The following is a 24,790-nucleotide window of genomic DNA, read 5'->3' as shown; positions in this document are numbered from 1 at the left end:
GAGCTCGGGCTTGTTGCTGGTTCTGCAGAAGTGGTTGGCGGCAAGCTCGGCATATCCCGGTCCACAGCGCCAGAAGGGTCTGGAGTGCCTTCAGGACGGCGTACAGCGTCAGGCCCGAGCAGGGACTTTTGGGTCCAGCCGCAGCTCTGTGCAGAACGCCTGGGCCAGCGCGGCCATGGTCACGTGACGGTGCCAGCCGGTGAAGTTGCGTCCTTCGAAATGGTCCACTCCGAGGCCGTACTTCAGTTCCCGGTAGTCGTGTTCCACCCGCCAACGGATCTTGGCGAGGCGGACCAGGTCGCGCAGCAAAGTGCCGACGGGCAGGTTCGAGAGCCAGTAGTCGGTCGGCTCCGCCGCTCCCGGGGGCCATTGGGCCAGCAGCCAGCACTCGGGCAGACAGCCGTCGTCGGCACGGGGGATGTCTCGGTTGGCCGGGCGCACGCGCAGGGCCAGGAACCGCGAGCGCATCGCGGCGGAGGGGTTGCTCCTGCTGGCGCGGGTGCCGTGCCGCCAGGTCACATAGTGTCCTGCCGTTCGCCCGGCAGCCATGGCCAACTCCTTGAGGGAGGACGGATCCTGTGGGTAGCGCGGGCGCGGGCGCGGGCCGCGTCCGGCGTAGGGGGGCTGTTGCGGGACGGCCTGCCCGGGGTGGGCGCTGGTGGTGGCCTTGACCGCAGCGACGTAGGCCAGGCCGCGCTCTTCCAGGGCCAGGCGGAAGGCGGTGATGTCGCCGTAGCCGGCGTCGCAGACCACCGGTAGGGGCTGCAGGCCCCAGTCCCCGGCCATCTCGTCGAGCATGTCCAGTGCCAGGTGCCACTTGGCCCGGTGGCCGAAGTCCTCTCCGATGCCGCAGCGTCGGCGCCGGGTGCGGACCAGGGCGGCCTGCTCGGGGTCGTCGATCAGGGCGGGGTCCCAGCTCTCGGGCAGGAACAGGCGCCAGTTGGCCGCCGCCGAGGCGGTGTCGCCGGTGAGGTTGACGCTGACGCCGATCTGGCAGTTGGTGATCTTGCCCGCGGTACCGGTGTACTGCCGGGCCACCCCGGGACTGCTGACGGAGGCGGCGTCCTTGAGGAAGCCGGTGTCGTCGACGACCCAGGCCCGCACGGGGAACGCCCCGCTCGCCCAGGTGGCGATGTTGGCTCTGACCTGGGTGTAGTCCCAGGTGGAGGAGGAGATGAACTGCTGCAGGCGCTGGTGGTCCACGCCCAGGCGTTCGGCCATGGGCTGCATGGACTTGCGTTGCCCATCCATCATCAGGCCCCGGACGTAGAGCTCTCCCTTCTCCCGCTGGTCGGCGCGGGGGAGCTCGGCCAGCATCGGGGCGATGAAGGCTTCCAGGCGGGGGCGCAGTTCGTTGATCTCTTCTGGCGTCACGGAACAGATCAACACAAATCCGGCACACAATATTTCCGAGCTAACAAAGTCCTACTAATGCTGCGTTCCTCAAAGTAGGTAGGCGAACTTCCGGCGTAGTCGGCGGTGCGGTGGCGGGGGTCGCCCCCAAACCCACGGTTTGGCACGGGCGTTGAGCTGGGCGGTGGCCAGGCGGGTGGCCTGGTCGATCTCGTCGGGGTCGGCGAAGGTCTGCCCGGCCAGCGCGGTCTTGCGGAAGATCCGCCACCACCCCTCGGCCAGGTTCAGCCAGCACGCGCCGACGGGGATGAAGACCTGATGGACCCTCGGATGCTTCCTCAGCCACCTGCGGATGGGGCCGCTGGCGTGGCTGGAGAGGTTGTCGGCGACCACGTAGACCTGGCCCCGCGGGTTGGCCCGGGCGATCTCCTGCAGCAGCTTCAGCCAGCCGGCGGTGTTGCGGGACGGCGCGCAGAGGGTCACCTCCTGGCCGTCGCGGATGCGCAGGCCCCCGTACACCCAGGTCTTCTGACTGCCGCGGGCGTACTCCAGCGGCGCCTTGATCCTGTGCCCGTCGGGGGACCAGGCCGGCGCGGGGGCGAAGGTGCGCGGGATGACCGGGCCGAGCTCGTCGCCGCAGATCACCGTGGAGCGCGGCGGCGGGTCGGTGTAGAGCCCGACGACCGCCGTTCTTTTGGGGCGAAGTCGGGGTCCTTGCTGGTCGCCCAGGAGTGGGTACGGCGCCAGCGCACCCCCTCGGCCAGCAGGATCCTGCGCACCTGGCTGCGGTGCACGTCGATACCGCCGGCCCGGGCTGTCTCGGTGAGCGTATCCAGCGTCCAGGCCGGCGCTCCGGTCTCGTCGGCGGCCTGAAGGGCGCCGCCGGGGCCGGGCACCGGGCGCCCGGGAGGATCGCTTTGGGCCAGGGCGATGACCACCGAGCGCTCGGCCTCGGTCAGCCGGCGCGGGCGTCCGCTGATCGGCCGGTCGCCGAGCCCGTCGATGCCCTCGGCGTTGAACCGGTGCAGCCGCTCCCGCACGGTCTTGGGATGGCAACCCAGTTCGGCGGCGATGGCGGTGACCTGCTTCCCGGCCCAGCTGAGGCTGATCATGCGGGCTCGCAGGATCCAATCAGCGGGGGCATGACGAGCGCCGGCCAGCTTGCGGATCTTGTGCTCCTCGTCCGGATCACGCGCCGGACGCGCGTACAGAGGCAGATACATGGCACAGTCCTCCACCACGCATCATGCGCCCCCTGACGCCCAGCGGTCCACACCCACTTTGAGGAACGCAGCACTAAGCTTGCGATTTTAGGACGTGAAGATCGTTTAGGTTTGGATTCTGCTGTTCGCCGGACATGGGAACGGCCTTCGGGTGACGCTGGGTTCTCGCCAGAGATCCAGCTGCACCAGAAGGCCGTGATGGACAGTCTGCAAGACACCCCTGCCCGCGTCGAGGCGTTGTCCGAGTTATCCAGGTTCCGTGCGGGTCTCCATGCCTGCTTCACCCGCCGCGGGGATGCCTTGTTCGAGTTGGCGGACGCGATGCTGTGCGCGCAGGGCCCGGTGCGATCACCGGTTGAGCTGTCCTTGGAGCCGGAGTTCCGCCGACGACACGGCTCTGTCTACGACGCCCTGGCCCATGGCCAGATAAGCAGTAGCCGCTTGCGGTACCTGCTGATCGGCCTGTCGGCCCCGGCCAGGGAGGACGAGCCGCTGATGTTCGCGATCGACACCACTCCGCACGCGCGCCCCGACGCCGAGTACGCCGACGAGCGGACGATGGTGCAGGTCCGCGGCAAGGGCGGGGACCGCTGGCTGCCCGGCTGGCCCTACAGCCTGCTCGTCGGCATCCAGTGGGGGTCCTCCTCCTGGGTCGACCCCATCGAGGCACGCCGACTGCGGCCCGGCGAGGAGCACACCGACGTCACGATCGACCAGATCACCGGGCTGCTCAAAGACCTGACCGCGACCGGGAAGTGGCAGCCCGGCGACCCGCCGCCGCTGGTCCTGCTCGACGCCGGCAACTACGCCACCGACCTCACCCACGCCCTGGCCGGCCATGACGTGCAACTGCTGGTCCGGCTACGTGCCACCCGGGTCTTCTACCTCGACCCCCCGCCCCGGCGACCGGGCCAGATGGGCGCGCCGCTGCGCCACGGCGCGGAGTTCTCCTGTTCCGACCCCGCCAAACGACACGCCCCCGACTTCGAACGCACCGTGGAGTCCGAGCTGTACGGCACCGTGACCGTCCGCGCCTGGAGCGGACTGCACCAAAAACTCGGCAGCACCGGCCGCTGGGCCAACTGGCCGCGGGACAAGCAGTTGCCGATCGTGCGCGGCACGGTCCTGCAAGTGGTCGTCGACCACCTGCCCGACGGCCGCAAGCCACCCAAGGACCTGTGGCTGTGGCACGCCGGCCCCGTTCCGGCCGACCCGGACCTGCTCTGGAAGGCCTACCTGCGGCGCTTCGACCAGGAGCACTTCCACCGCTTCGCCAAGTCCTATCTCGGCCTGGCCAGCGCGCACCTGAGCTCGGCGGCAGCCACCGACCGGTGGGTGTCCCTGACCATGGGCGCCTACGCCCAACTACGCCTCGCCCGCCACCTCGTGGACGACCTGCGCCGCCCCTGGCACCCAAGACCGGACCCGGGTAAGCCCCTCAGCCCCTACAAGGTCCGCCTCGGCTTCCGCCGACTCCGCGCACGCATCGGCACACCCGCCGACTCGCCGAAACCCACCCGCCCCGGCCCAGGCCGCCCGAAAGGCTCGAAGAACCGCTCGAAATCCAAGCGACCGCCCTACCGCAAGAGCGAACCGACCACCGGTAAACACACAGAGTGACGACAGAAGCTAAAATCGCAAGCTAAGGGGGTGTCATGAGAACGAACATGATCCGCAACGACCACATGGCCATCACCTACGACGTGATCAACGGCTGGACCGTTATCGAGGTCGATGGCGAGGTCGACGCCCACACCGCTCCTCTGATCTGCGAAGCAATGATCAAGCTTCTCGACGAAGGACACCGCCACTTCGTCCTCGACCTGTCCATCGTTCCCTTCCTCGACTCGATGGGGCTGCGCATGGTCGTGGCGGTGACCAAGCGCATCCGCGGCTGTGGGGGCTCACTGCGGATCACGTGTACCTCCAGCCGAATAATCAGGGTCTTCGAGTTCACCGGCCTGGGAGACGCCTTCGAGTTCTACAGCTCACCCGAGGAGGCAACACGACGCGGCCCGCTGGCCGGCGGCCTGGCGAGCCGGCCCCGCTCCTGAGACCCATGTGGCTCTGCCACCACTTGGGTGTGGTCGACGGAGCCCCGGTAGCGGCCTGGGCGTGGCCGGCAACAGGTGGAGCCCAGCGGAAGCCCAGGCGGCCTGCACCAGGCCGGAAGCGAGGTTACCGCCGCCCGAGTCGCCGGACACCACGATGTTTGACACCTGCAATTCGGCGATGTGCGCCGCGATCCACTTCAGACCGATGGCACAGTCCTCCAGTCCGGCCGGGTAGGTGTGCGGGCCGAGCTTGCCCGCGCCGTTGCGGAACTCGACGCCGACGACGACCAGACCGGTGGCGGCGAGTTCCTGCCGCCAGCGCTGTTAGGGGCGCTCGTGGCCCCCATCATGACCATGGCGCCGCCGTGTATGTGGTATACGCGCGGCAGCGGAATCTCTACGCCCTTCGGGCGGGACACGTAGAGCTTGGTCTCATGGCCGTCCGCTGCCGTGACACTGTGCGTTTTGGCGGCGCCCTCCGCCACACCGCCCGCGACTACAGACGTCCCCTGATCACGCTCGGCCTCACCTGACGAAACCGGACAGAAGGCAATCACGCAAAGACGCTGTGCAACAGCCAGCCTTCTCCGGTCAGTTGCAGACCCTCGTTGCGGGCCCTGTCGACGATCATCGCGATCAACTGCTCGTCGGTTGCCGTATCCGACGCTGCTCCGACGGAAGGCTCTACGGACTCGCGCTCACCGGCGGTCTTGGTCATCTGGCGTGTCCTTGATCATCAGATCCGCTGCTGATTAGACACTCCCCCAGCCCGGTGTCCGGTTAGGCTCTGGTCGCCTGCTCGAACCAGATCGTCTTCCCGCGACCGCTCGGCGTGTTGCCCCATTCGGAGGCGAGACCGTCGACGATGATCAGTCCGCGCCCGTGCTCCGACTCGGAGCCGGGCTGATTCGACAGGACGATCGGCTCCGGCACGGGCGGTGTGGGGTCGGAGTCGCGGACCTCCACACGGACGCGGTCCTCGTACTGCTTCACTCTCAGATCGACGTCGCTGTCGGCGTGCACCAGGGCGTTGGTCACGACCTCGGAGGTCATGAGCTCCAGTTCGTCGGCACGGTCGTCGAGGCCCCACTCGTGGAGATGCTCGCGGACGAAGGTCCTGGCGGCCCCGACCCCCTGCAGGTTGTGGCGGCGGATGCTCGTGCCCTCTGCGTGCTGCAAACCGCCGCCCTGGCCGCCCTGGTACTCCGCAATCAGCAGCGCGACGTCGTCTCGGCGGACCGGTGGCTCGGGCCAGGCTTGGAGGACAAGGCCGACCAGCCGCTCCGGCCGGGTCTCCGCAAAGCGGCCGAGCGAAGCGAGCAGCGACTCCGCGGTGAGCTCATCCGCGGACGACGCGCTCAGGCCGTTGGTGTACAGCATGAGAACTGTCCCGGGAACCACGGACAACTCGGTCGGCCTGTAGCACGGGTCAAGGTCGACGCCGAGCGGTAGGCCGGTCGATATATCCGGAGCAAGCACAGAACCGTCCGGGTAGCGGACCACAGGCCCGGGGTGGCCCGCCGAAGCGATTTCGAGTGTCCCGTCGTCGGAGTCGACATCGACGATGCAACATGTCGCCAGCAGGCCAGGATCGAGCACGGCCAGCATCCGGTTGGTCCGCTCCAGTGCGGAGGTAGGCGTGTGGCCTTCCATGAGGTAGGAACGAATACCGGTGCGGAGCTGAGCCATGACCACGGAACTGTCAATGCTGTGGCCTTCGACGTCGCCCACCACCAATGCGGCCTTCGCCTGGCTCCGCGTGATCACGTCATACCAGTCGCCACCCAGGCCGGAGGCGCACGCCGGAAGGTATCGGGCTGCGGTGGCGAGGCCGGGCAGATCCCAGGTGGCCTCCGGCAGCAGCTTTTTCTGCACACGCTCGGCAAGGCTCTGCTCTGCCTGGTGCAGCCAGGCTCTGAGAAGGGTGGGCCCGAGCAGATCGACCATCATAAGCAAAACGGCCTGTTCATCGATGCCGAGATGCAGCGGGCGGCGGAACCCGAGCGCGAACGCGCCCGTCGGGCGGGAGCCGACACCGATGGGGAGATAGACCCATCCGCCGTCCGCGTTCTCCTCGATCCGCGGTAGGCCCTCGGCCTCGGGGTACTCGTCCAGCAGCGCCGCCTGGTCGCAGTAGACCAGCGGGGCCCTCGTTTCGAGTACGGTCGTGAACGGACTGGGCAGGTGAACGCTAGACCCGTGCAGGCGCTTCACGGCTTCCTGGGGGCAGTCGCTGTACCCTGCCACCCACAGCCTTTCGTACTTAACCGAGGTCACAAGAAAGCTCTCGGCTCCGAACGGCTTCATGATCCTCTGCTGCACCACCTCCATGACGTCTGTGATGTTCGTGGCCTCGTTGAGAGCCGCAGCGAGCTGGTGGATGTGGTACATGAAGGTGATCGCGCTGGACCCGGGAATCTCCGGCAGTCCCCAGTCGCTCGCCCCGGCCTGGCCATCGGCACCACCGGCGAGGACGCGGGCCGGACGCAGGACCGGCGCGATCACCGGTTTGGGCCCCGGAGTCATTGGCACTCCCGCCTCCGCCAGCTCCGAGAGTCTTGTCGACAGTTTGTCGGCCATCGCCCCGAGGTGCGAACCGCTCTTGTCTGTTGGTGACGCTGTTGGAGCCAGCGCCCACACCGCGGTGAGAGCCCCCAGGGGGTGTCCATGGCACGCGAGCGGAGCCGAGACCACCTGCCAGGGGATCGGCACGGCCCCCGGCAGCCTCACCGCTGTACAGGCCGAGGGGCCTCCTATGGCGATCTCGCCACTCCGGGCGGCGACCGCCGTGGGGTACTGAGTCTTGACCGCGATGCGCTCGGGCATGATGTAAATCGTCGGCGGAGTCCCATCCGCTGCCGTCAGCCGCAGGGCCTCGCCGTCCTCTTCGAACAGGTAGGCAAGGACAGCCTCGGCGTCGAGGGCTACGACAGCCTCTCTCAGTGCCTCAACGAGAATGGTGTTCCGGCCGGAGAAATCCATCAGGGTCGACTCCTCGATTCGTGGCACTGCCACGCTCCAGACGACCACTGCCAGTATCGCGCCGTCGGCCCCGACCAGCCCCCTGAGCAGACTGGCTCACGAGGACCGAGCCAGGGTGACGGGGACGATCACCGGCCGAGAATATGTGCACCCCGCACCCTGGCGGCGTCAGGCTTACTGATGCGGCTTGACGAGGGTGAATTCGTTGTTGGAGCAGCGGTCTCCGGCAAAGTTTCGGCGCATTTCGGCTGCCGCGACACAGGGGTGGAAGGTGAGGGTTCGCCTGAGGTCATAGCGCTGCTGGGTCACCAAGAGGGCGATCTGCGCGGCGGCTGCCCCGCAGCGCTTCGCTGGTGTAGCTGTTGAGACTACTGAGGCTGCTGTTGAAACTGTTGCTCAAGGTGCGGCGTTGGCTGATGGTGCGGTCCTGGCCGTGGCTACTCACACACACTCCCGTCGGCCTGGAGGCGTTTCAAGATCCTGCGATTCAGCTCATGGGCGAGCCGCTCGGTGAGCTGGAGCTCGCCCATGAGCCGGCGAAGGTCCTCTGCAGGGTGTCGTTCACCCGGAGGACGCCTTCAAGCACTGGAGTCTTAGCCAGGGAGGCGGGTGAACTCATTGCGCAGGTCGGTTATCAGGCCGTTCTGGTCGACCGTCGCATGTTCCACTCCAGCCACCGTGATGAGGCTGTCGTCTGCCATGCGGGCCGCGGCCACCCATTCGGCTCGCAAGGTGCCGTCCTCGAGAACCGTGGTGTTCCAGTAATGCCGGGAGTCGGCGAAGGTGGCGAAGTGGGTGCGGTAGAAGGCCGCGATGGCCGCGCGCCCGCGCACCGGTTCGGGACCGATCAGGACGGTCGCTTCGGGTGCGAACACCGCCAGCAATTCGTCCAACGCCGACTTTTCGTGCACCGCCCGGTCGGCAAGGCCGATGTAGCGGTCGAGCGGGGTTGCCGTCATTTTGGCCGACGCCGCGTCGTTGGCGGCGACGGCCCGTTCCAGCAGCGCGGGATCGGCCAGGGTGGCGGGATGGCGCAGCATGTAGGAGACGTCGTTGAACGCACGCGCGATGCTTCCGTCGACGAGGGTCGCGCCGACCACCTGCTCCATGGCCCACCGCTGCCGCCGCACGTCCTCGGGCACCACGCGGTCGTTCGTTGCGTCGAGGCGGGCCTTGTCACCGGCCGTGGACACCGACCAGGCCGCGTCCACGACCAGCTGCTGCAGGCGGAAGAACTCCGTGGCCGCCGTGCCGAGGTCAGGGCCGTCGCCAAGGTAAAAGGACAGGCAGGAGGCTTGCAGCGCTGCGGAGCTCATGCCTTGGCCGTATACCGGATTGAAGGACGCCACGGCGTCTCCCACGCTGACCAGGCGCGCCGGGAAGCGGGGCGCTTCGGTGAAGTGGCGCCGTCTGCTCTCCGCCTGGTGATAGGTCACCACGTCGCGGGTGACAGCGCCGCTGGTGGCCTCGCCGAAGATCGCCGGCAACTTGTCGCAGGCCGCGCGGAACTCGTCGATCGTCCTGCCGGGCCGGATGTTGCCGTACCCCATCAGCATGACGAGCCACTGCTCGTCCTCGATCGCGTTCGCCGCGGCGACGGACACCCCGCCCGAGGGGTACTGCGGCGTGAACAGTCCCAGCACACAAGCCTTGTCCAAGTCGTCGGACTTCACTGGGCGTTCGAACAGGGCGGTCGCGTAGTTGATGGGGGCTTCCAGCCGCTCAAGCCGGGGCTGGTCGTAGCCGTCCTGCCCGAGCCAGTCCGACAGCCTGCTGGAGCGGCCCATCGCGTCCACGACGAAGTCCGTCTCCACTACCTCCTCAGCTCCCCTCTCCGGCCCGTTCGTGACATAGCGGACGGCGCTGACGGCGCCGTCGCGGTAGCGCAGCCCCGTCGCCTGGGCGTGCAGGACCGAGACGTTGGGCAGGCCGGTGACCCGGGCCCGGATGAGGGCCTCCAGCAGAGGCCGGCTGATCGACAGCAGTTGGTAGTCGGTTCCGCTCGGCGCTTGGGGGCGTCCGTCCACGGCGGTGAGCGTGAGATCGGTGCCGGCCAACGTCGCGCCTCGGTCCTGTGCCGCGTGACTGAGGCCCGGAAGCCACCGCTCGATCCACAGCCGACCGGCTGGCAGCAGCGTGTGCACCTGCTGGTCGTGGGGCACGCCAGGTCGCGAGGTGCCCTCCGCCGAGACCTCATCGCGTTCAATGATGACGACCCGGCGCGCATGGTCGGAGAGCACCCGCGCCGCGAGCAGCCCCGCGACGCTGCCGCCGAGCACGCAGGCAGTATCCAATACGACGGGCCCACCGACAGGCGGCTCGGCGTCGACGAGTCTTTCGAAGAGGGAAACTACGGTCTCGGTCACGGACGCACTTCCAAAGCAGGTGAGGTGAACATGGGCATGGCTAAAATTTGCGCCCCAAGAAGGGACCCGAGGGGCGAATGGCCGTCACAGCGGCTGTTGGTGCCGAGGAAATCTGCGATCAGCGGATCAAGGCCACTCTCGAGTGGCCCGGACAACGGCTCGTTGCACCTGAGTGCCAATGCCTTCCATACCGAAGGACGGCCGTCTTCCCAGCGGAGGTCCGGGCCGTTGGGCTGTCCACGGACGGACTGAAACTGAAGTGCCTTTAATCTTAGGGGCGTTGGGAATTGCTACCGCAGCGGGTGAGATGAAACTGCTCCGCGTAGCGCGACGTGGCCAAGCGTCATGAGGCAGATGCACCGCCCCACGGGCTGCACCACCAACCGCACTGGCGGTTCCGGTGCTATTGCCCACGCCGAGATTCCTCTTGACCTGCATGGTGCTGACACGGTGTCCCTTACTTTGGATCATCCCAGATCGATGCTAGAGCCCCTTCGGTTACCTGCCGCACGTTCTGCCATGCATCTTTCGGTGGCTCGTGCCAAGTTTTCCTGATACCAGGCGTCAGCCGCTCGTAGGCGGCCTGAGGATCAGCGCGGGCCAGCCGGGCCGCGTCGCGTAGCTCATTTTGGGGCCCCGAGCTACCTCTCAGCCCTGATAGGACCAGGCATGCGGGGGCCGTTGCTGGCTGTGGGGGTTTCCATCCGGGTGGTGGTCGATCCACGACAGTCCGTCCATGTCCAGGCGCTCGCGGGTACGGGTGACGGCTACGTAGGCGAGGCGGGCCTCGCTGTCGTCGATCGGCCCGGGAATGGCGCATCCGTTGGCGTTTTTTTGATCGCTGTCCTTCGGCGGGGTGAGTCGTCGGCGATTCTCACGCGGGCCCATTCGCGTCCCTTGGCCTTGTGCGCGGTGGAGACGGTGACCTCGGCGTGCTGCTCGGGCGCGAGTCCGTCCACGGCGTTGAGGATGGCGTCGGTGCCGTGCTTGTCGACGAGTTCGACCAGGGGCTGCAGGTCGCGCCCGGCGGGATCGTGGGCGGCATAGTCCTGGAGCTCGCCCCAGGCCGGGAAGAGGAGGAGTTCGGGGTGGGCGGTGCGGCGGCCTTCCTTCAGGTCACGGGCGGCCAGGGCGAGGGCGCGCAGGCCGTCTCCTCCCCCGGCCAGAGCGACCCGTTGTCCGACGGTCATCACGGTCATGACTTGGGCCATGGCGCCGGCGTTGGTGCGGCACAGGATCGCGTCGGGGCAGGCCACGGGGCCGAGTTCGGTGGGCACGGTCGGTGTGCCGGTGAGGCGGATGGGTGCGCCTGCGATGTGCAGCCAGCGGTTGGCTTCCTGGGCCAGGTGGGGGCCGAAGCGGAAGGACTGTGAGAGGGCCAGCTGGGTGCCGTCGAAGCCGGTCATGACGTCTTTGGCGCCGCGCCGACCCTGTTGCCCATTGGCAGTTGAGAGCTGACAGCGGCTTGGTGGTGCTGGCAGGGTTGGTGGTGCGGCCGGTTCCTTTCTGATCCTCGGTCGTGGGGTGGGATGGGCGTGTCGATGGAGCCGCAGTCGTGGCCGGAGCCGGATCCCGTGGTGGCGCGGGCGGTGCGGGCGAAGAACTACGGGCGGCAGGTGCCGCTGCCGGTGGCGGTGCGCGACCGGCTGGGGGAACTGTTCCCGGACGAGGAGTTCGCGCAGGCTTTCGGCGCGACGGGGCCGGCGGGCTGGTCCCCGGGTCGGCTGGCGTTGGTGACGGTGTTCCAGATGGCGGAGAACCTGACGGACCGCCAGGCTGCGGAGGCGGTGCGTGACCGGCTCTCGTGGGCCTACGCGCTCGGGTTGGAGCTGACCGACACCGGCTTCGACTTCACCGTGCTGTCGCAGTTCCGTACCCGGGTGGTCGAGCACCATCTGGAGGAGAAGGTCCTGGACCTGCTGCTGAAGAGGCTGACGGAGCAGGGTCTGGTCGGAGCCGGGGGCAAACAGCGCACCGACTCCACCTACATCGTCTCCGCGGTGCGGGACCTACTGATTTCGGCGTTTTGAGGTCAGGCTGGGGCTGGTCCTGTTGGCGTCCTCCGGATGCGGCGGTAGACCGGGAGGTATGAGGTACGCAGACGGTGGCGGGATGAACGCCAAAGAGCGTGCACGGCGTGAGGCAGTACGCCTGCGGGCGTCCGAGCTGTTCGCGGCCGGGGCCGGCGTCCCGGAGGTGGCCCGGCAGCTGCGGGTGTCGCCGAAGTCGGTCTACCAGTGGCGGCGGAACTGGGCCGCCAGCGGCCCGGCGGCCCTGGCCTCCACCGGGCCGGGCGGGCAGCGGTGCAAACTCGGCCCGGCCCTGCGCGGGAAGCTGGCCGCCATGCTGGAGCAGGGCCCGGCCGCGCACGGCTGGGATGAGGACCAGGTGTGGACCGGTGCCCGGGTGGCGACCCTGATCGGCCGGAAGTTCCACGTCTCTTACAGCGTCTCGGGGGCGACCCGGCTGATGCGCCGACTCGGCTTCACCCCGCAGAAGCCCGCCCGGCGGGCTGCCGAGCGCGACGAGGCAGCGGTGACCGCCTGGAAGGAAGGCGCCTGGCCGGAGGTAAAAGGACACAGGCGGCCACCGGCGGCTGGATCTGCTTCGAGGACGAGGCCGGTCAGCGTCAGCGGCCGCCCACCGGGCGCACCTGGGGCCGGCGGGGCCGCACCCCGGTGGTGACGGTGTCCGGCCGCCGGTCGGGCCGCATCTCCATCGCGGGCCTGATCGCACTGCGGCCCGGTTCCCGGACCCGACTGTGCTACCGGATCCGCGTCCATCACGGCCGCAGGGGCGAGCGGCGCAGCCTGTCGGAGACCGACTACATGCGGCTGGTCGATGGCGCCCACCAACTGCTGCGGGCGCCGATCGTGCTGGTCTGGGACCGGCTCAGCACCCATGTCTCGAAGGCGATGCAGCAACTGGTGGCCGCCCGCCCGTGGCTGACCGTCTTCTTCCTGCCCACGTACGCACCGGAGTTGAACCCGGTAGAGGGTGTGTGGTCGCAGTGCAAGCGCAGTCTGGCCAACCTCGCCGCCGGTACGGTCGACCGGCTGGAATCCCTGGTCCGCAATCGGCTCAAGAGCCTGCAGTACCGCCCCGCAACACTCAACGGCTTCATGACCGAGACCGGACTCCAACTCGACTCACCACCGCCCTGACCTCAAAACGCCGAAGTCAGTAATGGGGCTCGTCGGGCGGTAGGAGAGACTACGGTCCGTAGCCGCCAGTAGGTGAGCACTACCGGGACCGGAGCCCTTGGAGCTCTGGGTTCAGACCGTGCCCCTACTGGTCGGCCGGGAGGCCTGACTGCTGATGGGATGGCGTGCCCGCCGGGTGGTTGGGCGTGAGCACTTGATCCATTAGGGCGCGAGCCGTGCCTTCCGTCGGCTGTGCAAGGTCCGTACGAGAGTGAAGGGTTGGGTGCTGGTGCTGTTCATCGGCGATGACTGGGCCGAAGACCACCACGACGTCGAGCTGCAGGATGCGACGGGCCGCAGACTGGCCTCAGCGCGGCTGCCGGAGGGCGTTGCGGGCATCGCGAAGCTGCACGCCCTGGTCGCCCGGCATGGCGGCGATGACCTGGAACCGGGGCAGGTGGTGGTCGGGATCGAGACCGAGCGCGGTCCGTGGGTCCAGGCGCTGATCGCAGCCGGCTACACGGTCTACGCGGTAAACCCCCGCCAGGCGGCCCGGTTCAAGGAGCGGTACGGCACTTCCGGGGCCAAGAGCGACAAGGGCGACGCGCACGCTCTGGCGGACATGGTCCGCATTGACGGCGCCCAGCTGCGGCCAGTGGCTGGGGACAGCGAGCAGGCCCAGGCCGTCCGCGTCGTCGCCCGTGCTCACCAGACCCTGATCTGGGAGCGCACCCGCACCTTCCAGCGGTTGCGAAGCACGCTGCGCGAGTACTTCCCCGGCGCGCTGGCCGCTTACGCGGGGCTGGAGCTGACCAGCACCGACGCGCTGGAGCTACTGATCAAGGCGCCCACCCCGGAGCGGGCGACGAAGCTGACGAAACAGCAGATCACGGCGGTGTTGGCCCGGCAACGCCGACACCACCGGGATCAGAAGGCCGCCGCGATCCGGGCCGCACTGCGCGAGCCCCAGCTCGGCGTCCCGGCACTGGTGGTCTCCGCCTACGCCGCGGCGGCGGTCGCACACGCGAGACTGCTGATCGCCATGAACGAGCAGATAGCGGAGCTGGAAGAGCAGGTGAGTGCGCATTTTCTCGCGCACCCGGACGCTGAGATCTACCTGTCGATGCCCGGCATCGGCGAAGTCACCGGTGCCCGGGTGTTGGCCGAGTTCGGGGACGACCCCACCCGTTACACCAGCGCGAAGGCGCGCAAGAACTACGCCGGGACCAGCCCGATCACCCGCGCCTCCGGCAGGACACACAGCGTCCAGGCCCGCTACGCGCGCAACGACCACCTCGCCGACGCCCTCCACAAGCAAGCGTTCTCCGCCATCAGCGTCTCGCCCGGCGCGCGGCGCTACTACGACAAGCAGCGCGCCCGCGACGCCGGCTACAACCCCGCCCTGCGCCAGCTCGGCAACCGGCTCGTCGGCATCCTCCACGGTTGCCTCAAGACCCGCACCCTCTACGACGAGGCCACCGCGTGGTCACACCACGCAACCCTCACCGCAGCTGCTTGACATCCCTACGCCATGGGATGTCTGAACCGCCTGGAGCTGGCCGGGGAGAGCGTGCGGGCGGCGGTGGAGGCGTTGACAGTGGCCGCGCCGCACTGGGTCGCCGACGTGCTGGACGTGCCCGGCTGGTCGCGCCGCTACGACACCCGCATCGACACCTGGCGCATGCCCTCCTCCGCCACCAAGCGCGACCAGCTCGCGCTGACCTACGCCCGCGACGGCTTCGCCCTGCTCAGCGCCGTCTACGATCCGCGCTCCGAACCCTGGCTGCGCGAGCTGCCCGCGGTGCAGACCCTGCGCACTGTGCTGCTGCAGAACTACACCCGTACCACAGCGCGGGGCGGACGCGAGGTCGTGGCCCGCCGCGCCAGGACCGAGGAGGGCGGTGACGGGCTGCCGCCCGGCCATCTGCGCATCGCTTCCCCCTACGATCTCGACACCCGCTGGTCCGCCAAGCGCGACACCTTCTGGAACGGGTTCAAGCTGCACGTGAGCGAGAGCTGCACGGACGCGCCCGAGAAGGAGCGCACCGCCCCGAACCTGATCACGAACGTGGCCACCACTGCCTCCACCGTCCCCGACACCAAGGCCCTGGACGGCATCCACCAGCAGTTGCAGCGCCGCGGCCTGCTCCCGGGCGAGCACTACCTCGACTCCGGCTACCCCAGCGCCGACCTGATCGTGAAGTCCCGCCAGGCCTACGGCATCGCACTGATCACCCCGGTCCTGCTCGACCAGTCCCGCCAAGCCCGCGAGAACGCGGGCTTCCAGGCCGACGCGTTCACCATCGACTTCAAGTACCAGCAGGTCACCTGCCCCCAGGGCCGGGCCAGCTCCTCCTGGAGCCCGTGCACCCAACACGGCTATCCGATGATCGTGGTCGCTTTCACCAAGCCGACCTGCGGCCCCTGCCCGGTCCGGGAGTTGTGCACCACCAGCCGCCGGGGCTTCCGCCAGCTCACCTTGAACCCGCGCCCGCTGACCGAGGCCCTGCGCACCGCCCGTGCCGAGCAGGCCGACCGGGACTGGCAAGACGCGTACGCCCTACGCGCCGGCGTCGAGGGAACCATCCACCAGGCCCTCACCGCCACCGACAGTCGCCGGGCCCGCTACCGCGGCCTGGCCAAGACCCACCTCGAACACGTCCACAGCGCCGTCGCCCTCAACCTAATGGGGCTCAGCGGGTCGTAGGTGAGACTACGGTCCGTAGCCGTCAGCCGGTGAGCACTACCTCAACCCGAGCCACTGTGAGTTCTGGGATGAGACCGTGCCCCTGCTGGTCGGCCGGGAGGCCAGACTGCTAATGGGATGGCGTGCCCACCGGGCAGTTGGGTGTGAGCACTGGATCCATTAGGGCGCGAGCCGTGCCTTCCGCAGGCTGCGCAAGGATCCTACGAGAGCGAAGGGTTGGGGTGCTGGTGCTGTTCATCGGCGACGACTGGGCCGAAGACCACCACGATGTCGAGCTGCAGGACGGGACGGGCCGCAAGCTGGCCACCACGCAGCTGCTGGAGGGTGTGGAGGGCATCGCGAAGCTGCACGCCCTCATCGCCCGGTACGGCGGCGAGGAACTGGAGCCCGAGCGGGTGGCGGTGGGGATCGAGACCGACCGCGGGCCGTGGGTGCAGGCGCTGATCGCCGCCGGCTACCGGGTCTACGCGATCAACCCACGCCAGGCAGCCCGGTTCAAGGAGCGCTACGGCACTTCCGGAGCCAAGAGCGACAAGGGCGACGCGCATGCGCTGGCGGACATGGTCCGTATCGACCGCGATCAGCTGCGACCGGTGGCCGGGGACAGCGACCAGGCCCAGGCCGTCCGCGTGGTCGCCCGGGCCCATCAGACGCTGATCTGGGAGCGCACCCGCACCTTCCAGCGGCTGCGCAGCACGCTGCGTGAGTACTTCCCCGGCGCGCTGACCGCCTACGCCGCCCTGGAGCTGACCAGCACCGACGCCCTGGAGCTGCTGATCAAGGCACCCACACCCGAGACGGCGGCGAAGCTGACGAAGCAGCAGATCACTGCGGTCCTGGCCCGGCACCGCCGCCGCAACCGGGAGCAGAAGGCCGCCGCGATCCAGGCCGCGCTGCGCGAGCCCCAGCTCGGCATCGCCGCCCCGGTGGCCGCCGCCTACGCTGCGGCGGCGGTCGCGCACGCCAAACTGCTGATCGCCCTGAACGAGCAGATAGACGCCCTGGAAGAGCAGGTGAGCGCGCATTTTCGCGCGCACCCGGACGCTGAGATCTACCTCTCCCTGCCCGGGATGGGTGTGATCACCGGCGCCCGGGTGCTCGCCGAGTTCGGAGACGACCCCACCCGCTACACCTCCGCCAAGGCCCGCAAGAACTACGCCGGCACCAGCCCCATCACCCGCGCCTCCGGCAAGAGCCACACCGTCCAGGCCCGCTACGTCCGCAACGACCGCCTCTCCGACGCCCTCCACAAGCAGGCCTTCTCCGCCCTGAACACCTCGCCGGGCGCCCGCCGCTACTACGACAAGCAGCGGGCCCGCGACATCGGCTACAACCCCGCCCTGCGCCAGCTCGGCAACCGCCTCGTCGGCATCCTCCACGGATGCCTCAAGACCCGCACCCACTACGACGAGGCCACCGCCTGGTCACATCACGCAACCCTCGCCACCGCCGCTTGACACCGCTACGGCATGGGATGTCTCATCCGACTCAACGCCTGGTGGAACGGCAAGCCACTCGACCGCCGCCACACCAGCCACCTCGCCCGACTCGAACTCAGCCTCGCCGCGTAGCCGAATGGGCAACAGGGTCGCGGGTGGATGGGCGCAGTGCGGTCATCAGTTCCAGGCCGGTGACGGCGGTGGAGCCGCGCGGAGTGTGGACGCGGGTGGCGTAGGTGCCCAGCAGGCGGGCGAGTTCGGCTGACTCGAGTTGGTCGGCGGGGCCCCAGGCGCGGGTGTCGAGGGCGTCCCAGGGCAGGATGGCGAACTGGACGCAGTGGCGGCGGGTGCCTTCGGCGGTGCGGTAGACGCGTGCCCAGGGGCCGAAGCCTCGCTTGGTCAACTTCCACTGTGCTACCGCTAGTTGCTAGATGGCCGGGTGGTCGTCGGGCAGGCGCAGGCCGCGTCGGTCCTCGAGCACGGTCGGCAGGCCGAGGCGTTGGGTGGCGGATGCGGTCAGGACAATCAGCGGGTCGGCGTCTTTGCCGGAGCGGTGAAGGCGGGGTGCGCCGAGCTTCGCCTCGAGCAGTGTCCACTCCACCATTACCGGTAGGTCGGTGAGGGGGCAGTCGAGCACCAGGCCGCCGACGCAGTACGCGGAGCCGTCCCCGTCGACGACGGCGAGCGGCCCGTTGATGAAGCGCTCATCCGTGTTGGCTGGGGCCGCCTGCTTGTTCGCCGTGCCCTTCATGGGACCTGGGTGGCGCGGTGTCGCTGATGCGGGAGCCGAAGCCGCAGGCCGTGTTTTGGGTGCCGCCATTGATGCGGGGGCTGCCGGCTGCGCTGTGGTGGACGGAGCGGGAAGGGGCCGCGGTGCGGAGGCGGCGAGAGACGGGGGTAGGGGGAAGCGGGCAGCGAGGCCGTCCAAGAGCCGGATGTAGGCGGCCCGCTTGGGCGGGCGCGGTTCAGTGCGGCCGGACTCCCAGCCGGTCACCGTCTCCCGCCGTACGTGCAGAGCGGTCGCGATCTGCTCCTGGCTCAGACTCGCCGCCTCGCGTAGCCGCTTACGCTCGGCCGGGGCAGGCAGAACGTCCGGCGCGGCAGCCTGCTCGAGCAGGGCGTCAACCGCCGTGAAGAGCCTGTTCTGCTCATCGGACACAAGCGTCACCTCCACCCTCATCCTACCTGAAACACACACTCAATCGCACGTCAATCACACACATTTTGCGTGGAGTTGGGAGAGGTGCGCGGTTATCCGGATAGTCCCTTGACCTGTCGCAGCCAAGGTTGAGTTTCTTTTCTCGCCGAAGGTTGAGCGACCTCAGTGTGGCTAGGGCCAGCCCGTCTCGGCTTTCCGGATCACGCCCTGTTGTCGACTCGGCCAACAGCCCTTGGCCCCAACTGGAGCCGGTCACCACACTCGAGCAGTACCTGCGCGCACTGCACACCTTCAGCGTCGGACGGTTCGCCGGGGAACGGGACGGTATCTGCCTTCCATCGGCCCGTTCCTGGGCGAACTGGCATGCCGTGGTCTCTCGTTCGATCGTCAGGAGTCGAGCCACGTGTTCATAGCGGACACGCAGCTCCGCCCAGACCTGGCCGACCTCTGGCCGTTGCCCGAAGACATGAACCTCTTTCTGAACCTGACCCCGTCCTTCGGCGGCCCCGGCAGCGAGCCCGAGGAGGAACTGGACCGGATGGTCTCCGTACTCGGGCCACTGACCATGAACGTCAGCTGTGACTGCGGCTGGCGGGACCTGCCCGATTTCAAGGGGGGTGGCGTCCAGCTCTGTCTGAACAGCGTCTGGACCGAGCAGTACGCCGAGCCGACCCCCAGTGAGTTCGGTTTCTGGGTCTCCTTCGGCTCCCGCGTCTCCTGGAGCCCGGCCGGCAAGGCCTGGCTGCGTGACTCGGGACTGCCGCGACGCACGTAGGCATGACGACGCCGCCTGCGCGACCACCATGGTCGTGCAGGGGGCGTTCTGTCATGCCCAGGGTCAGTGCAGCGCGTCGATGGCCTTCACGATCAGGGCGCGGGCGTCTGCTCCGTATACGGCCATGCTGCGCAGTTGCTCGAATGCCTTCACGTAGAGGGCGATCTCGGAGGGCCGGGTGACTTGGACGCGCGCTGCGAGCAGTTCGACGGAGACGAGGGTCTCGTCGTACAGGTGGAACAGTTCCTGCGGCCACATCGGGCGTTCTTGGACCGTGCTGGGGATGATGCCCAGTGACACCTGTGGCAGCGCCCCGGCCGTGAGGAGGTAGCCCAGTTGGGCGGCCATCGCATCGGGGTCACCCAGCCGGTAGTGGAGCACCGGTTCCTCGATGACCATCGTGAACCGGTGGCCGGGCTCGTGAATGATGCGGGATCGTTCCAGTCGGGCGGCGACCGCGTCGGCGACGTCGTCGGGGATGTCCCGGAAGCGGGTGATCGAGGTCATTAGGCCGCGTGCGTAGCCTTCGGTCTGCAGCAGGCCGGGCACCATCGTCGGCGAGTAGATCCGAAACTGCTTCGTCGCCTTGAACAGCGGCACGTAGCTGTGTTGCAGCTGCTTCAGTCCGGTGCGGGTCTTGCGTCGCCACTCCAGGTACATCGACTCGGCGGTATGGGACTGGGCGATGATGTCGTCCGCTTGGCTGGTGGCTTCGCAGGCTTCGCACCATCGTCGGATGTCGTTGGCCGATGGCGGGGTGCGGGCGCCCTCGATGCGGTACGTCTTCGGGTGGGACCAGCCGCAGCGTGCGGCCAGCTCAGGCCCGGTGATTCCGGCGTCGGCACGGAGTTCTTTCAGGCGCTGCGCGACGGCTTCGCGGGCGGCCTGGGCCGACGAGGACGGGGAGATGGGCATGAGCTGGCCGGGCACCTTCCGTGTTAGCTGATCGTGTATTGGTCGTGTGGGATCGCGCGTGCCCACACTGCTTCGAAGGCGTCGGCGCACAGCTTCGCAGCGGCCGGGTCCTCGCTGATCTGTCCGCCTGCCGAGGCGCCCTGGCCGGTGAAGTGGTTCCAGCGGATGAGTCGGCCGTCGATGAGCCAGAAGTCGTTGCCCGGCAGGGCGATTGTGCTGGCCTGGCGGCGGGGCAGCCAGCGCACCTGCTCCCCTGCGGCGACGTTGGTGAAGGTGTTGTCGTACAGGAAGCGGGTGTACTCGCTGACCGGCTCGGACACGATGCGCGCCCGACGTACGACGACGCCGCGGCCCACGGTCTCCTGGATGAGATCGAGCCACGCGCGCCACCAGGACGCCCGGTCGGCGGGGTTGTGCCGGTGCCCCGCCCGCCAGTCGGCGAACGGGCCTTTCTCGTAGTCCACGGCGTAGGAGTCGCGCATCTCCAGGTGGACAGCAGTGCTCGTTGCCGAGCCGAGGAGCTCAGGAAATGTCGGCACGTTCGACGGCATCGCACGCCTTTCTGATCATCGGCACCATCCTGGCGGGGATACGGATCAGGGCCTCGTGGTCCGGGATGCCTACCGCGTGGCCGGGGACTGCGAACGCAGCGCACTCGGCTTCGAGTTCGGGTCCCGGCTTCCAGCCCTGCAGTACGAGCTCCCTCGCCTCCTGGTCGACCCACACGGTCGGGCTCTCGCCGTCGCCGGTGTTCGGGTCGATCCCGATGAACTGTAGATCCACAGTCGCCTCCACTGCTCTGTGTGTTCAGGGATGTACACCACCGTTATGCGGCACACATGGCAGGTCAAGACCGCAAACAAGCCGCGTGTACATCGGTGCACATTCCTGGCGATGGCGCTGTTCACGCTCCTAGCGTCGGGAGAAACGACGAAATCCCGGCGAGGCGGCAAAGCCTGCCGGGACATGGCCGACGCCGCGAAGGAGCGCCGACATGAGGCAAGGCACAGCCCGGCCGCCCGAGGCGGCGATCCGGTGAGCAGCGTCGTCCAAGAGATCCCGCCCGACGTACTGGCCGTTCTGGCGCTTCCCCCGCTCGACGGGCTGACCGACGATCAGAGGCGCGGAGCCACATGCGTATGGCACGACGGCAAAAGGCTCACCGGCGAGAAGGCCGTCGCCCTCGGCGAGCACATGAGCCCCCTACGCGGCTCCACCACGCCCACGCGATGGTTCCCGCGTGCCTGCCACACCTGCGTCGCGGACCGCGCGCACCACAGCCTGTTCGCCCACTGCACGACGTGCAAGGACTGTGCGGACGAGGCCGGCCGGTGCGAGATAGGGCGAGGCCTGTACCGCCTCGTCAGGCAGTACCGCCGATGATCTGCGCACGCTGCGACGAGCGGATCAAGCCCGGCCAGGACTACGTCAAACGGGACGTCGAGACAGGGTCGGCGGCGGCCCCGACCGTCTACCTGCACGCCTGGTGCCGGCAGGCCGCTGTCACCCAACCCCTGAGGTACCACCGCAGGTCCCGGATCGCGCTACCGCAGGTATTGGGGTGTTATCTGTGGGATGACTTCAGACGGGTCAGCGACGGGGGAAGAAGTGACGGCGCCGCAGGGTGAGACGGCGGGCCTGCCCACGGCGCGACACCCACGCGGCCCGGCGACGACGTGGGCGGCCGCCCGGTGGACGCCCCCTGGACCCGGCACACCCCGAACGTCCCACGTCCCGCAGCCCGCGACCGCTTTCACCCCCCTGACCGTGCGCGCCAGGCGGCCAGTCGGGTCAGTGCGGCCGTCCGCCGGGGAGCGGGGCACGCGCTGAAGCGGACGGAGCTCTCCGCGAGGTCGGCGAGCGCGGGCGCGTCGAGGGCGAGCCATTCCTGCACTCGCCGGTACTCCTCGAGGAGGGTGGTGCCGCAGAACAGCGGGCAGTCGCTGTTCACCGTCACGGGCACGCCCGCGGCCATGATGGCGGGCAGCGGGTGGTCCGCCAGGGAACTGCTGACCTGCAAAAGCGTGTTGGAGGTCGGGCAGACGTCCAGGCACACGCCCCGCTCAGCGAGTTCGCTGAGCAGCCGGGGGTCCTCCGCGGCCCGGACCCCGTGGCTGATCCGGTACGCGCCCAGCGCCTGAACGCAGGTCCGGACGCTGGCCGGACCCGCGCCCTCGCCGCCGTGCGGCACCGCGGGCAGCCCGGCCTCCCGGGCCTCGCGGAACAGTTCCGTGAAGCGCTCGGGTGGATGGCCGGCCTCGTCACCCGCGAGACCGAGGCCGACCACCCCCGCTTCGCGGTAGGCGACGGCCAGTTCGAGCGACCGGCGTGCCGACTCCATGGGCAGCCCGCGGTTGATTCCGACGATCACGCCCGCCGCGGAGTCCTCGGTCGCGCCGGCCCGCATGCCGTCAAGAACCGCTTCGACGATCCCCTCCGCCGGGCCGAGCCGGCCGCCGTAGCTCGGCGGGATCAGGTACACCTCGCTCCACACCACCCCCTGGGCAGCGGCGTCCTCGACCAGTTCACGCCCTATCCGGTGCAGGTCGTCCAGGCTGCCGACGAGGTCGCGGGCGCCTTCGTAGGCACCCACGAACTCGCCGAGCCCGGCGAACGGCCCGACCGGCGGCGCCGGCCGACCGTGGGCATCGGCCAACTCCGCCGCCGTGGAGGGGCGCAGCGCGCCCTCCAGATGCAGATGCAGTTCGGCCTTGGGAAGTGAGAGCAGATCCGGCGGGACTTGTTCTCCGTTCATTTGGTGTGTCCTCCGTTTCCGGCCGCGCCCGCGGGCGTTGCTTGTTCCAGGGTCTGGCACGGGCGGCCGGTGAGGTCGCACGCGGCGGTGGTGGTAGGGGTGTCGCCGGCTCGGGGGCGGAGCGCCGGCGGGTCGGTCACAGGTTGCGGATCAGGCCGCCGTCGCAACGCAGGGCGACACCGGTGACGTAGGAGGCGGGGGCGCCGCACAGGAACGCGGCGGCGGCGGCGAACTCCTGCGGCCGTCCGTAGCGGCCGGCAGGGATGGTGCGGCGGGACTCGGCCGCGACCTCGGCCGGTGAGCGGCCGGTCCGCTCGGCGGCCGCGGCGTCCAGGCGGGCCACCCGCTCGGTGCCGATCCTGCCGGGCAGCAGCAGGTTGACGGTGACTCCGTCCGCGGCCACCTCTGCCGCGAGTGTCTTGAGGTACGCCGCGAGCGCGGCCCGTGCGAGGTTGGACGAGGCCAGTTGCGGCAGCGGGGCGGCGACGCCGCTGGAGCCGATGGCGAGCACGCGGCCCCAGCCGCGTTCGCGCATGGCGGGCAGGGTGAGGGCGACCAGCCGCTGCTGCGGTCGGACCAGCGCGTCGACCGCCTCGGTGACGTCCTGCGCGGTGACGTCGGCTGCGGCTTTGGGCCGCGGGCCCGGCCCGTTGAGGACCAGGACGTCGATCGCGCCGAGTGCCTTGGTGGCGGCGGCCACCAGCCGTTCGGGGCCGTCGGCGGCGAGCAGGTCGGCGGCGATCCCGATCGCGCCCGGCAGTTCGCCGGCGATCTGCCGCGCGCGGTCGCCGGAGCGCCCGCAGATGACGACGCTCGCGCCCTCTGCGGCGAGCGTCCGTGCGGTGGCCTCGCCCAGTCCCTGGGTGGAGGCGCAGACCAGAGCGGTGCGTCCCTTGAGTCCGAGGTCCATCAGCGCGTCCCCGTCGTCCGCGCCACGGCGTCCAGGTGGCGTTGGAGTTGCTCGGCCAGGGTGTCCGGCATGGCCGAGGCGGGCGGCCGTACGGCGGAGTCCTGGAACAGCCCGCGCCGGCGCAGGCATTCCTTGCGGATGGCGAGCGCGATCTGGGCCTGCTGTTCGAAGTTGACCAGTGGCAGGTACGGCAGCCACGCCTGCCTGGCCTGCTCGTAGCCGCCGCTCTGCCACGCCTCCACGCAGGCGATCAGACCTTCGGGGTAGGAGAAGCCGGTCATCGCGCCGGCGGCGCCGCAGGCCAGTTCGTCCAGCAGTCCGATGCCGCCGAGCCCGCCGAAGACCGGGACGTCCAACTCTTTGGTGAGGGCCGCGACGGCGCCCGGGGTCGGCGGGGCCTCGGCCTTGACGGCGGCGACGAACGGCAGGTCCCGCAGTGCCCTGGCGAGTGCGGAGACTGCGATGCGCACCCCGCTGACCACGGGGTAGTCCTGGACGACGATGCTGGCACCGGTCCGCCGGTGGACCGCGCGCAGGTGTTCGGCGAGCACCGCCGGGTCCGGCGAGTTGACCTGGACCATCACGGCGGCCATCCGGTCGCCGAGCACCTGCTGCGCCAGCCGGGTCTCCTCGGCCACGGTCGCGGTGCCGAGCGAGGTCGCTCCCACCACGAGCGGGAGCGAGCTGTTGGCGGCGACGGTCTCAAGGACCGCGCGCCGTTCACCGGTGTCGAGCTGTGCGGCCTCGCCGAAGACGCCGAGCGCGGTGAGGCCGGTGGCTCCCGCACGCTCGTACGCCTCGACGATACCGGCCAGGCTGGTCGTGTCGATGTCGAGGGCGGGCCCGGTGAAGGGGGTCGCGAGAACGCCCCAGACTCCGGGTTTCAGGGTGGTCGATGACATTCCTGTTCCTCGGTTCCTCACTACTCGTGCGCTGTGAACGGCTGCCGCCGGATCCCGCGGTGGATCGGCGGACGGGCCGCAGTCGCGCGCGGTCCTCCCGGGGCGGC

The 24,790-nt window shown here is 69.2% G+C and carries 21 protein-coding genes and 4 pseudogenes; 10 read left to right on the top strand and 15 right to left on the bottom strand.

The annotated features are described in order from the left end of the window. Positions 1 to 108 precede the first annotated feature (108 nt). The 3 genes from ACQEXA_RS55165 to ACQEXA_RS55155 form a co-directional block, all read right to left on the bottom strand. On the bottom strand, positions 109 to 1,374 hold the full coding sequence (locus ACQEXA_RS55165; RefSeq protein WP_433133949.1) for an IS701 family transposase: 1,266 nt from the start codon (positions 1,372 to 1,374) through the stop codon (positions 109 to 111). Between the two features lie 69 nt (positions 1,375 to 1,443). Next, the gene (locus ACQEXA_RS55160) at positions 1,444 to 2,082 is read right to left on the bottom strand and encodes an IS630 family transposase (RefSeq protein ID WP_433134462.1); all 639 of its coding nucleotides are present in this window, start codon (positions 2,080 to 2,082) and stop codon (positions 1,444 to 1,446) included. Next, entirely contained in the window at positions 1,995 to 2,576 is a 582-nt protein-coding gene (locus ACQEXA_RS55155; RefSeq protein WP_433128951.1) for a helix-turn-helix domain-containing protein, read from the bottom strand. Before ACQEXA_RS55155 ends, ACQEXA_RS55160 begins: the two co-directional genes overlap by 88 nt. A 198-nt stretch (positions 2,577 to 2,774) precedes the next feature. Here ACQEXA_RS55155 and ACQEXA_RS55150 point away from each other — a divergent pair, with 198 nt between their 5' ends. After that, complete coding sequence (locus tag ACQEXA_RS55150; RefSeq protein WP_433133947.1) at positions 2,775 to 4,196, top strand: transposase; 1,422 nt, start codon at positions 2,775 to 2,777, stop codon at positions 4,194 to 4,196. Between the two features lie 35 nt (positions 4,197 to 4,231). Then, the gene (locus tag ACQEXA_RS55145; protein WP_432920977.1) at positions 4,232 to 4,630 is read left to right on the top strand and encodes an STAS domain-containing protein; all 399 of its coding nucleotides are present in this window, start codon (positions 4,232 to 4,234) and stop codon (positions 4,628 to 4,630) included. Here the strand turns inward: ACQEXA_RS55145 and ACQEXA_RS55140 are convergent. The 5 genes and pseudogenes from ACQEXA_RS55140 to ACQEXA_RS55120 all read right to left on the bottom strand — a co-directional run. After that, positions 4,565 to 4,930 (bottom strand): annotated as a pseudogene (locus tag ACQEXA_RS55140) (alpha/beta hydrolase); the annotation flags it as partial. The gene ACQEXA_RS55145 and the pseudogene ACQEXA_RS55140 sit on opposite strands and share 66 nt — an antisense overlap. Positions 4,931 to 5,183: 253 nt before the next feature. Then, positions 5,184 to 5,348, bottom strand: coding sequence for a hypothetical protein (locus ACQEXA_RS55135; RefSeq protein WP_433133945.1), 165 nt, complete (start codon positions 5,346 to 5,348; stop codon positions 5,184 to 5,186). Between the two features lie 62 nt (positions 5,349 to 5,410). Continuing rightward, positions 5,411 to 7,612 (bottom strand): ATP-binding SpoIIE family protein phosphatase, encoded by a 2,202-nt coding sequence (locus tag ACQEXA_RS55130; RefSeq protein ID WP_433133943.1) that lies wholly within the window; start codon positions 7,610 to 7,612, stop codon positions 5,411 to 5,413. Between the two features lie 593 nt (positions 7,613 to 8,205). Next, complete coding sequence (locus ACQEXA_RS55125; protein ID WP_433133941.1) at positions 8,206 to 9,891, bottom strand: FAD-dependent monooxygenase; 1,686 nt, start codon at positions 9,889 to 9,891, stop codon at positions 8,206 to 8,208. Positions 9,892 to 10,626: 735 nt separating this feature from the next. Further along, positions 10,627 to 11,402: pseudogene (locus tag ACQEXA_RS55120) on the bottom strand (3'-5' exonuclease); the annotation flags it as partial. Positions 11,403 to 11,519: 117 nt separating this feature from the next. Here ACQEXA_RS55120 and ACQEXA_RS55115 point away from each other — a divergent pair. The 6 genes and pseudogenes from ACQEXA_RS55115 (at position 11,520) to ACQEXA_RS55090 (ending at position 17,285) form a co-directional block, all read left to right on the top strand. Beyond that, entirely contained in the window at positions 11,520 to 12,008 is a 489-nt protein-coding gene (locus ACQEXA_RS55115) for a transposase (RefSeq protein WP_433133939.1), read from the top strand. A gap of 58 nt (positions 12,009 to 12,066) precedes the next feature. Then, positions 12,067 to 12,471 (top strand): annotated as a pseudogene (locus ACQEXA_RS55110) (helix-turn-helix domain-containing protein); the annotation flags it as partial. Further along, a complete protein-coding gene (locus ACQEXA_RS55105) occupies positions 12,369 to 13,142 on the top strand; it encodes an IS630 family transposase (RefSeq protein WP_432921848.1) in 774 nt (257 codons plus the stop codon). The pseudogene ACQEXA_RS55110 and the gene ACQEXA_RS55105, both read left to right, overlap by 103 nt. 268 nt (positions 13,143 to 13,410) lie before the next feature. Then, positions 13,411 to 14,640, top strand: a complete 1,230-nt coding sequence (locus ACQEXA_RS55100; protein ID WP_432938746.1) for an IS110 family transposase — start codon at positions 13,411 to 13,413, stop codon at positions 14,638 to 14,640. 12 nt (positions 14,641 to 14,652) lie between these two features. Then, positions 14,653 to 15,828 (top strand): transposase, encoded by a 1,176-nt coding sequence (locus ACQEXA_RS55095; protein WP_433133937.1) that lies wholly within the window; start codon positions 14,653 to 14,655, stop codon positions 15,826 to 15,828. Between the two features lie 227 nt (positions 15,829 to 16,055). After that, entirely contained in the window at positions 16,056 to 17,285 is a 1,230-nt protein-coding gene (locus ACQEXA_RS55090) for an IS110 family transposase (protein WP_432942438.1), read from the top strand. A gap of 133 nt (positions 17,286 to 17,418) precedes the next feature. Here the strand turns inward: ACQEXA_RS55090 and ACQEXA_RS55085 are convergent. Next, a pseudogene (locus ACQEXA_RS55085) lies at positions 17,419 to 18,447 on the bottom strand (helix-turn-helix domain-containing protein); the annotation flags it as partial. A 382-nt stretch (positions 18,448 to 18,829) separates the two neighbouring features. Here ACQEXA_RS55085 and ACQEXA_RS55080 point away from each other — a divergent pair. Then, on the top strand, positions 18,830 to 19,201 hold the full coding sequence (locus tag ACQEXA_RS55080) for a hypothetical protein (protein WP_432920995.1): 372 nt from the start codon (positions 18,830 to 18,832) through the stop codon (positions 19,199 to 19,201). 63 nt (positions 19,202 to 19,264) lie between these two features. On the opposite strand, the gene ACQEXA_RS55075 is transcribed toward ACQEXA_RS55080, so the two are convergent. The 3 genes from ACQEXA_RS55075 to ACQEXA_RS55065 are packed head-to-tail and all read right to left on the bottom strand — an operon-like array spanning position 19,265 to position 20,899. Then, positions 19,265 to 20,116, bottom strand: coding sequence for a helix-turn-helix domain-containing protein (locus ACQEXA_RS55075; RefSeq protein ID WP_432920997.1), 852 nt, complete (start codon positions 20,114 to 20,116; stop codon positions 19,265 to 19,267). 23 nt (positions 20,117 to 20,139) lie between these two features. Beyond that, on the bottom strand, positions 20,140 to 20,667 hold the full coding sequence (locus ACQEXA_RS55070; protein WP_432921000.1) for a DUF6879 family protein: 528 nt from the start codon (positions 20,665 to 20,667) through the stop codon (positions 20,140 to 20,142). After that, positions 20,639 to 20,899, bottom strand: a complete 261-nt coding sequence (locus ACQEXA_RS55065) for a hypothetical protein (protein WP_433133935.1) — start codon at positions 20,897 to 20,899, stop codon at positions 20,639 to 20,641. Before ACQEXA_RS55065 ends, ACQEXA_RS55070 begins: the two co-directional genes overlap by 29 nt. Positions 20,900 to 21,082: 183 nt before the next feature. Here ACQEXA_RS55065 and ACQEXA_RS55060 point away from each other — a divergent pair, with 183 nt between their 5' ends. After that, a complete protein-coding gene (locus ACQEXA_RS55060) occupies positions 21,083 to 21,499 on the top strand; it encodes a hypothetical protein (RefSeq protein WP_361003558.1) in 417 nt (138 codons plus the stop codon). Between the two features lie 370 nt (positions 21,500 to 21,869). On the opposite strand, the gene add is transcribed toward ACQEXA_RS55060, so the two are convergent. The 3 genes from add to ACQEXA_RS55045 all read right to left on the bottom strand — a co-directional run bounded on the left by add (position 21,870) and on the right by ACQEXA_RS55045 (position 24,683). Then, positions 21,870 to 22,871, bottom strand: a complete 1,002-nt coding sequence (gene add / locus ACQEXA_RS55055) for an adenosine deaminase (RefSeq protein ID WP_433133932.1) — start codon at positions 22,869 to 22,871, stop codon at positions 21,870 to 21,872. Positions 22,872 to 23,007: 136 nt separating this feature from the next. Continuing rightward, a complete protein-coding gene (locus ACQEXA_RS55050; RefSeq protein ID WP_432921006.1) occupies positions 23,008 to 23,781 on the bottom strand; it encodes an SDR family oxidoreductase in 774 nt (257 codons plus the stop codon). After that, positions 23,781 to 24,683 carry a dihydrodipicolinate synthase family protein gene (locus ACQEXA_RS55045; RefSeq protein WP_433133929.1) on the bottom strand — a complete coding sequence of 301 codons (903 nt, stop codon included), beginning with the start codon at positions 24,681 to 24,683 and terminating at the stop codon, positions 23,781 to 23,783. The genes ACQEXA_RS55050 and ACQEXA_RS55045 overlap by 1 nt, the downstream gene beginning before the upstream one ends. Positions 24,684 to 24,790: the final 107 nt, after the last annotated feature.

It is taken from the genome of Streptomyces sp. CA-106110, from assembly GCF_050936285.1.
GTDB lineage: Bacteria > Actinomycetota > Actinomycetes > Streptomycetales > Streptomycetaceae > Streptomyces.
Note: the sequence above shows the minus strand (reverse complement) of the source record. Positions and strands in the feature narration are given on the sequence as shown.

Coding starts and splice junctions, on each gene's coding strand:
- ACQEXA_RS55145 (WP_432920977.1), top strand. CDS start 4,232: ATGAGAACGAACATGATCCGCAACGACCACATGGCCATCACCTACGAC.
- ACQEXA_RS55150 (WP_433133947.1), top strand. CDS start 2,775: ATGGACAGTCTGCAAGACACCCCTGCCCGCGTCGAGGCGTTGTCCGAG.
- ACQEXA_RS55095 (WP_433133937.1), top strand. CDS start 14,653: ATGGGATGTCTGAACCGCCTGGAGCTGGCCGGGGAGAGCGTGCGGGCG.
- ACQEXA_RS55075 (WP_432920997.1), bottom strand. CDS start 20,116: ATGCCCATCTCCCCGTCCTCGTCGGCCCAGGCCGCCCGCGAAGCCGTC.
- ACQEXA_RS55155 (WP_433128951.1), bottom strand. CDS start 2,576: ATGTATCTGCCTCTGTACGCGCGTCCGGCGCGTGATCCGGACGAGGAG.
- ACQEXA_RS55135 (WP_433133945.1), bottom strand. CDS start 5,348: ATGACCAAGACCGCCGGTGAGCGCGAGTCCGTAGAGCCTTCCGTCGGA.
- ACQEXA_RS55045 (WP_433133929.1), bottom strand. CDS start 24,683: ATGTCATCGACCACCCTGAAACCCGGAGTCTGGGGCGTTCTCGCGACC.
- ACQEXA_RS55115 (WP_433133939.1), top strand. CDS start 11,520: ATGGAGCCGCAGTCGTGGCCGGAGCCGGATCCCGTGGTGGCGCGGGCG.
- ACQEXA_RS55130 (WP_433133943.1), bottom strand. CDS start 7,612: ATGGATTTCTCCGGCCGGAACACCATTCTCGTTGAGGCACTGAGAGAG.
- ACQEXA_RS55050 (WP_432921006.1), bottom strand. CDS start 23,781: ATGGACCTCGGACTCAAGGGACGCACCGCTCTGGTCTGCGCCTCCACC.
- ACQEXA_RS55070 (WP_432921000.1), bottom strand. CDS start 20,667: ATGCCGTCGAACGTGCCGACATTTCCTGAGCTCCTCGGCTCGGCAACG.
- add (WP_433133932.1), bottom strand. CDS start 22,871: ATGAACGGAGAACAAGTCCCGCCGGATCTGCTCTCACTTCCCAAGGCC.
- ACQEXA_RS55060 (WP_361003558.1), top strand. CDS start 21,083: ATGGCCGACGCCGCGAAGGAGCGCCGACATGAGGCAAGGCACAGCCCG.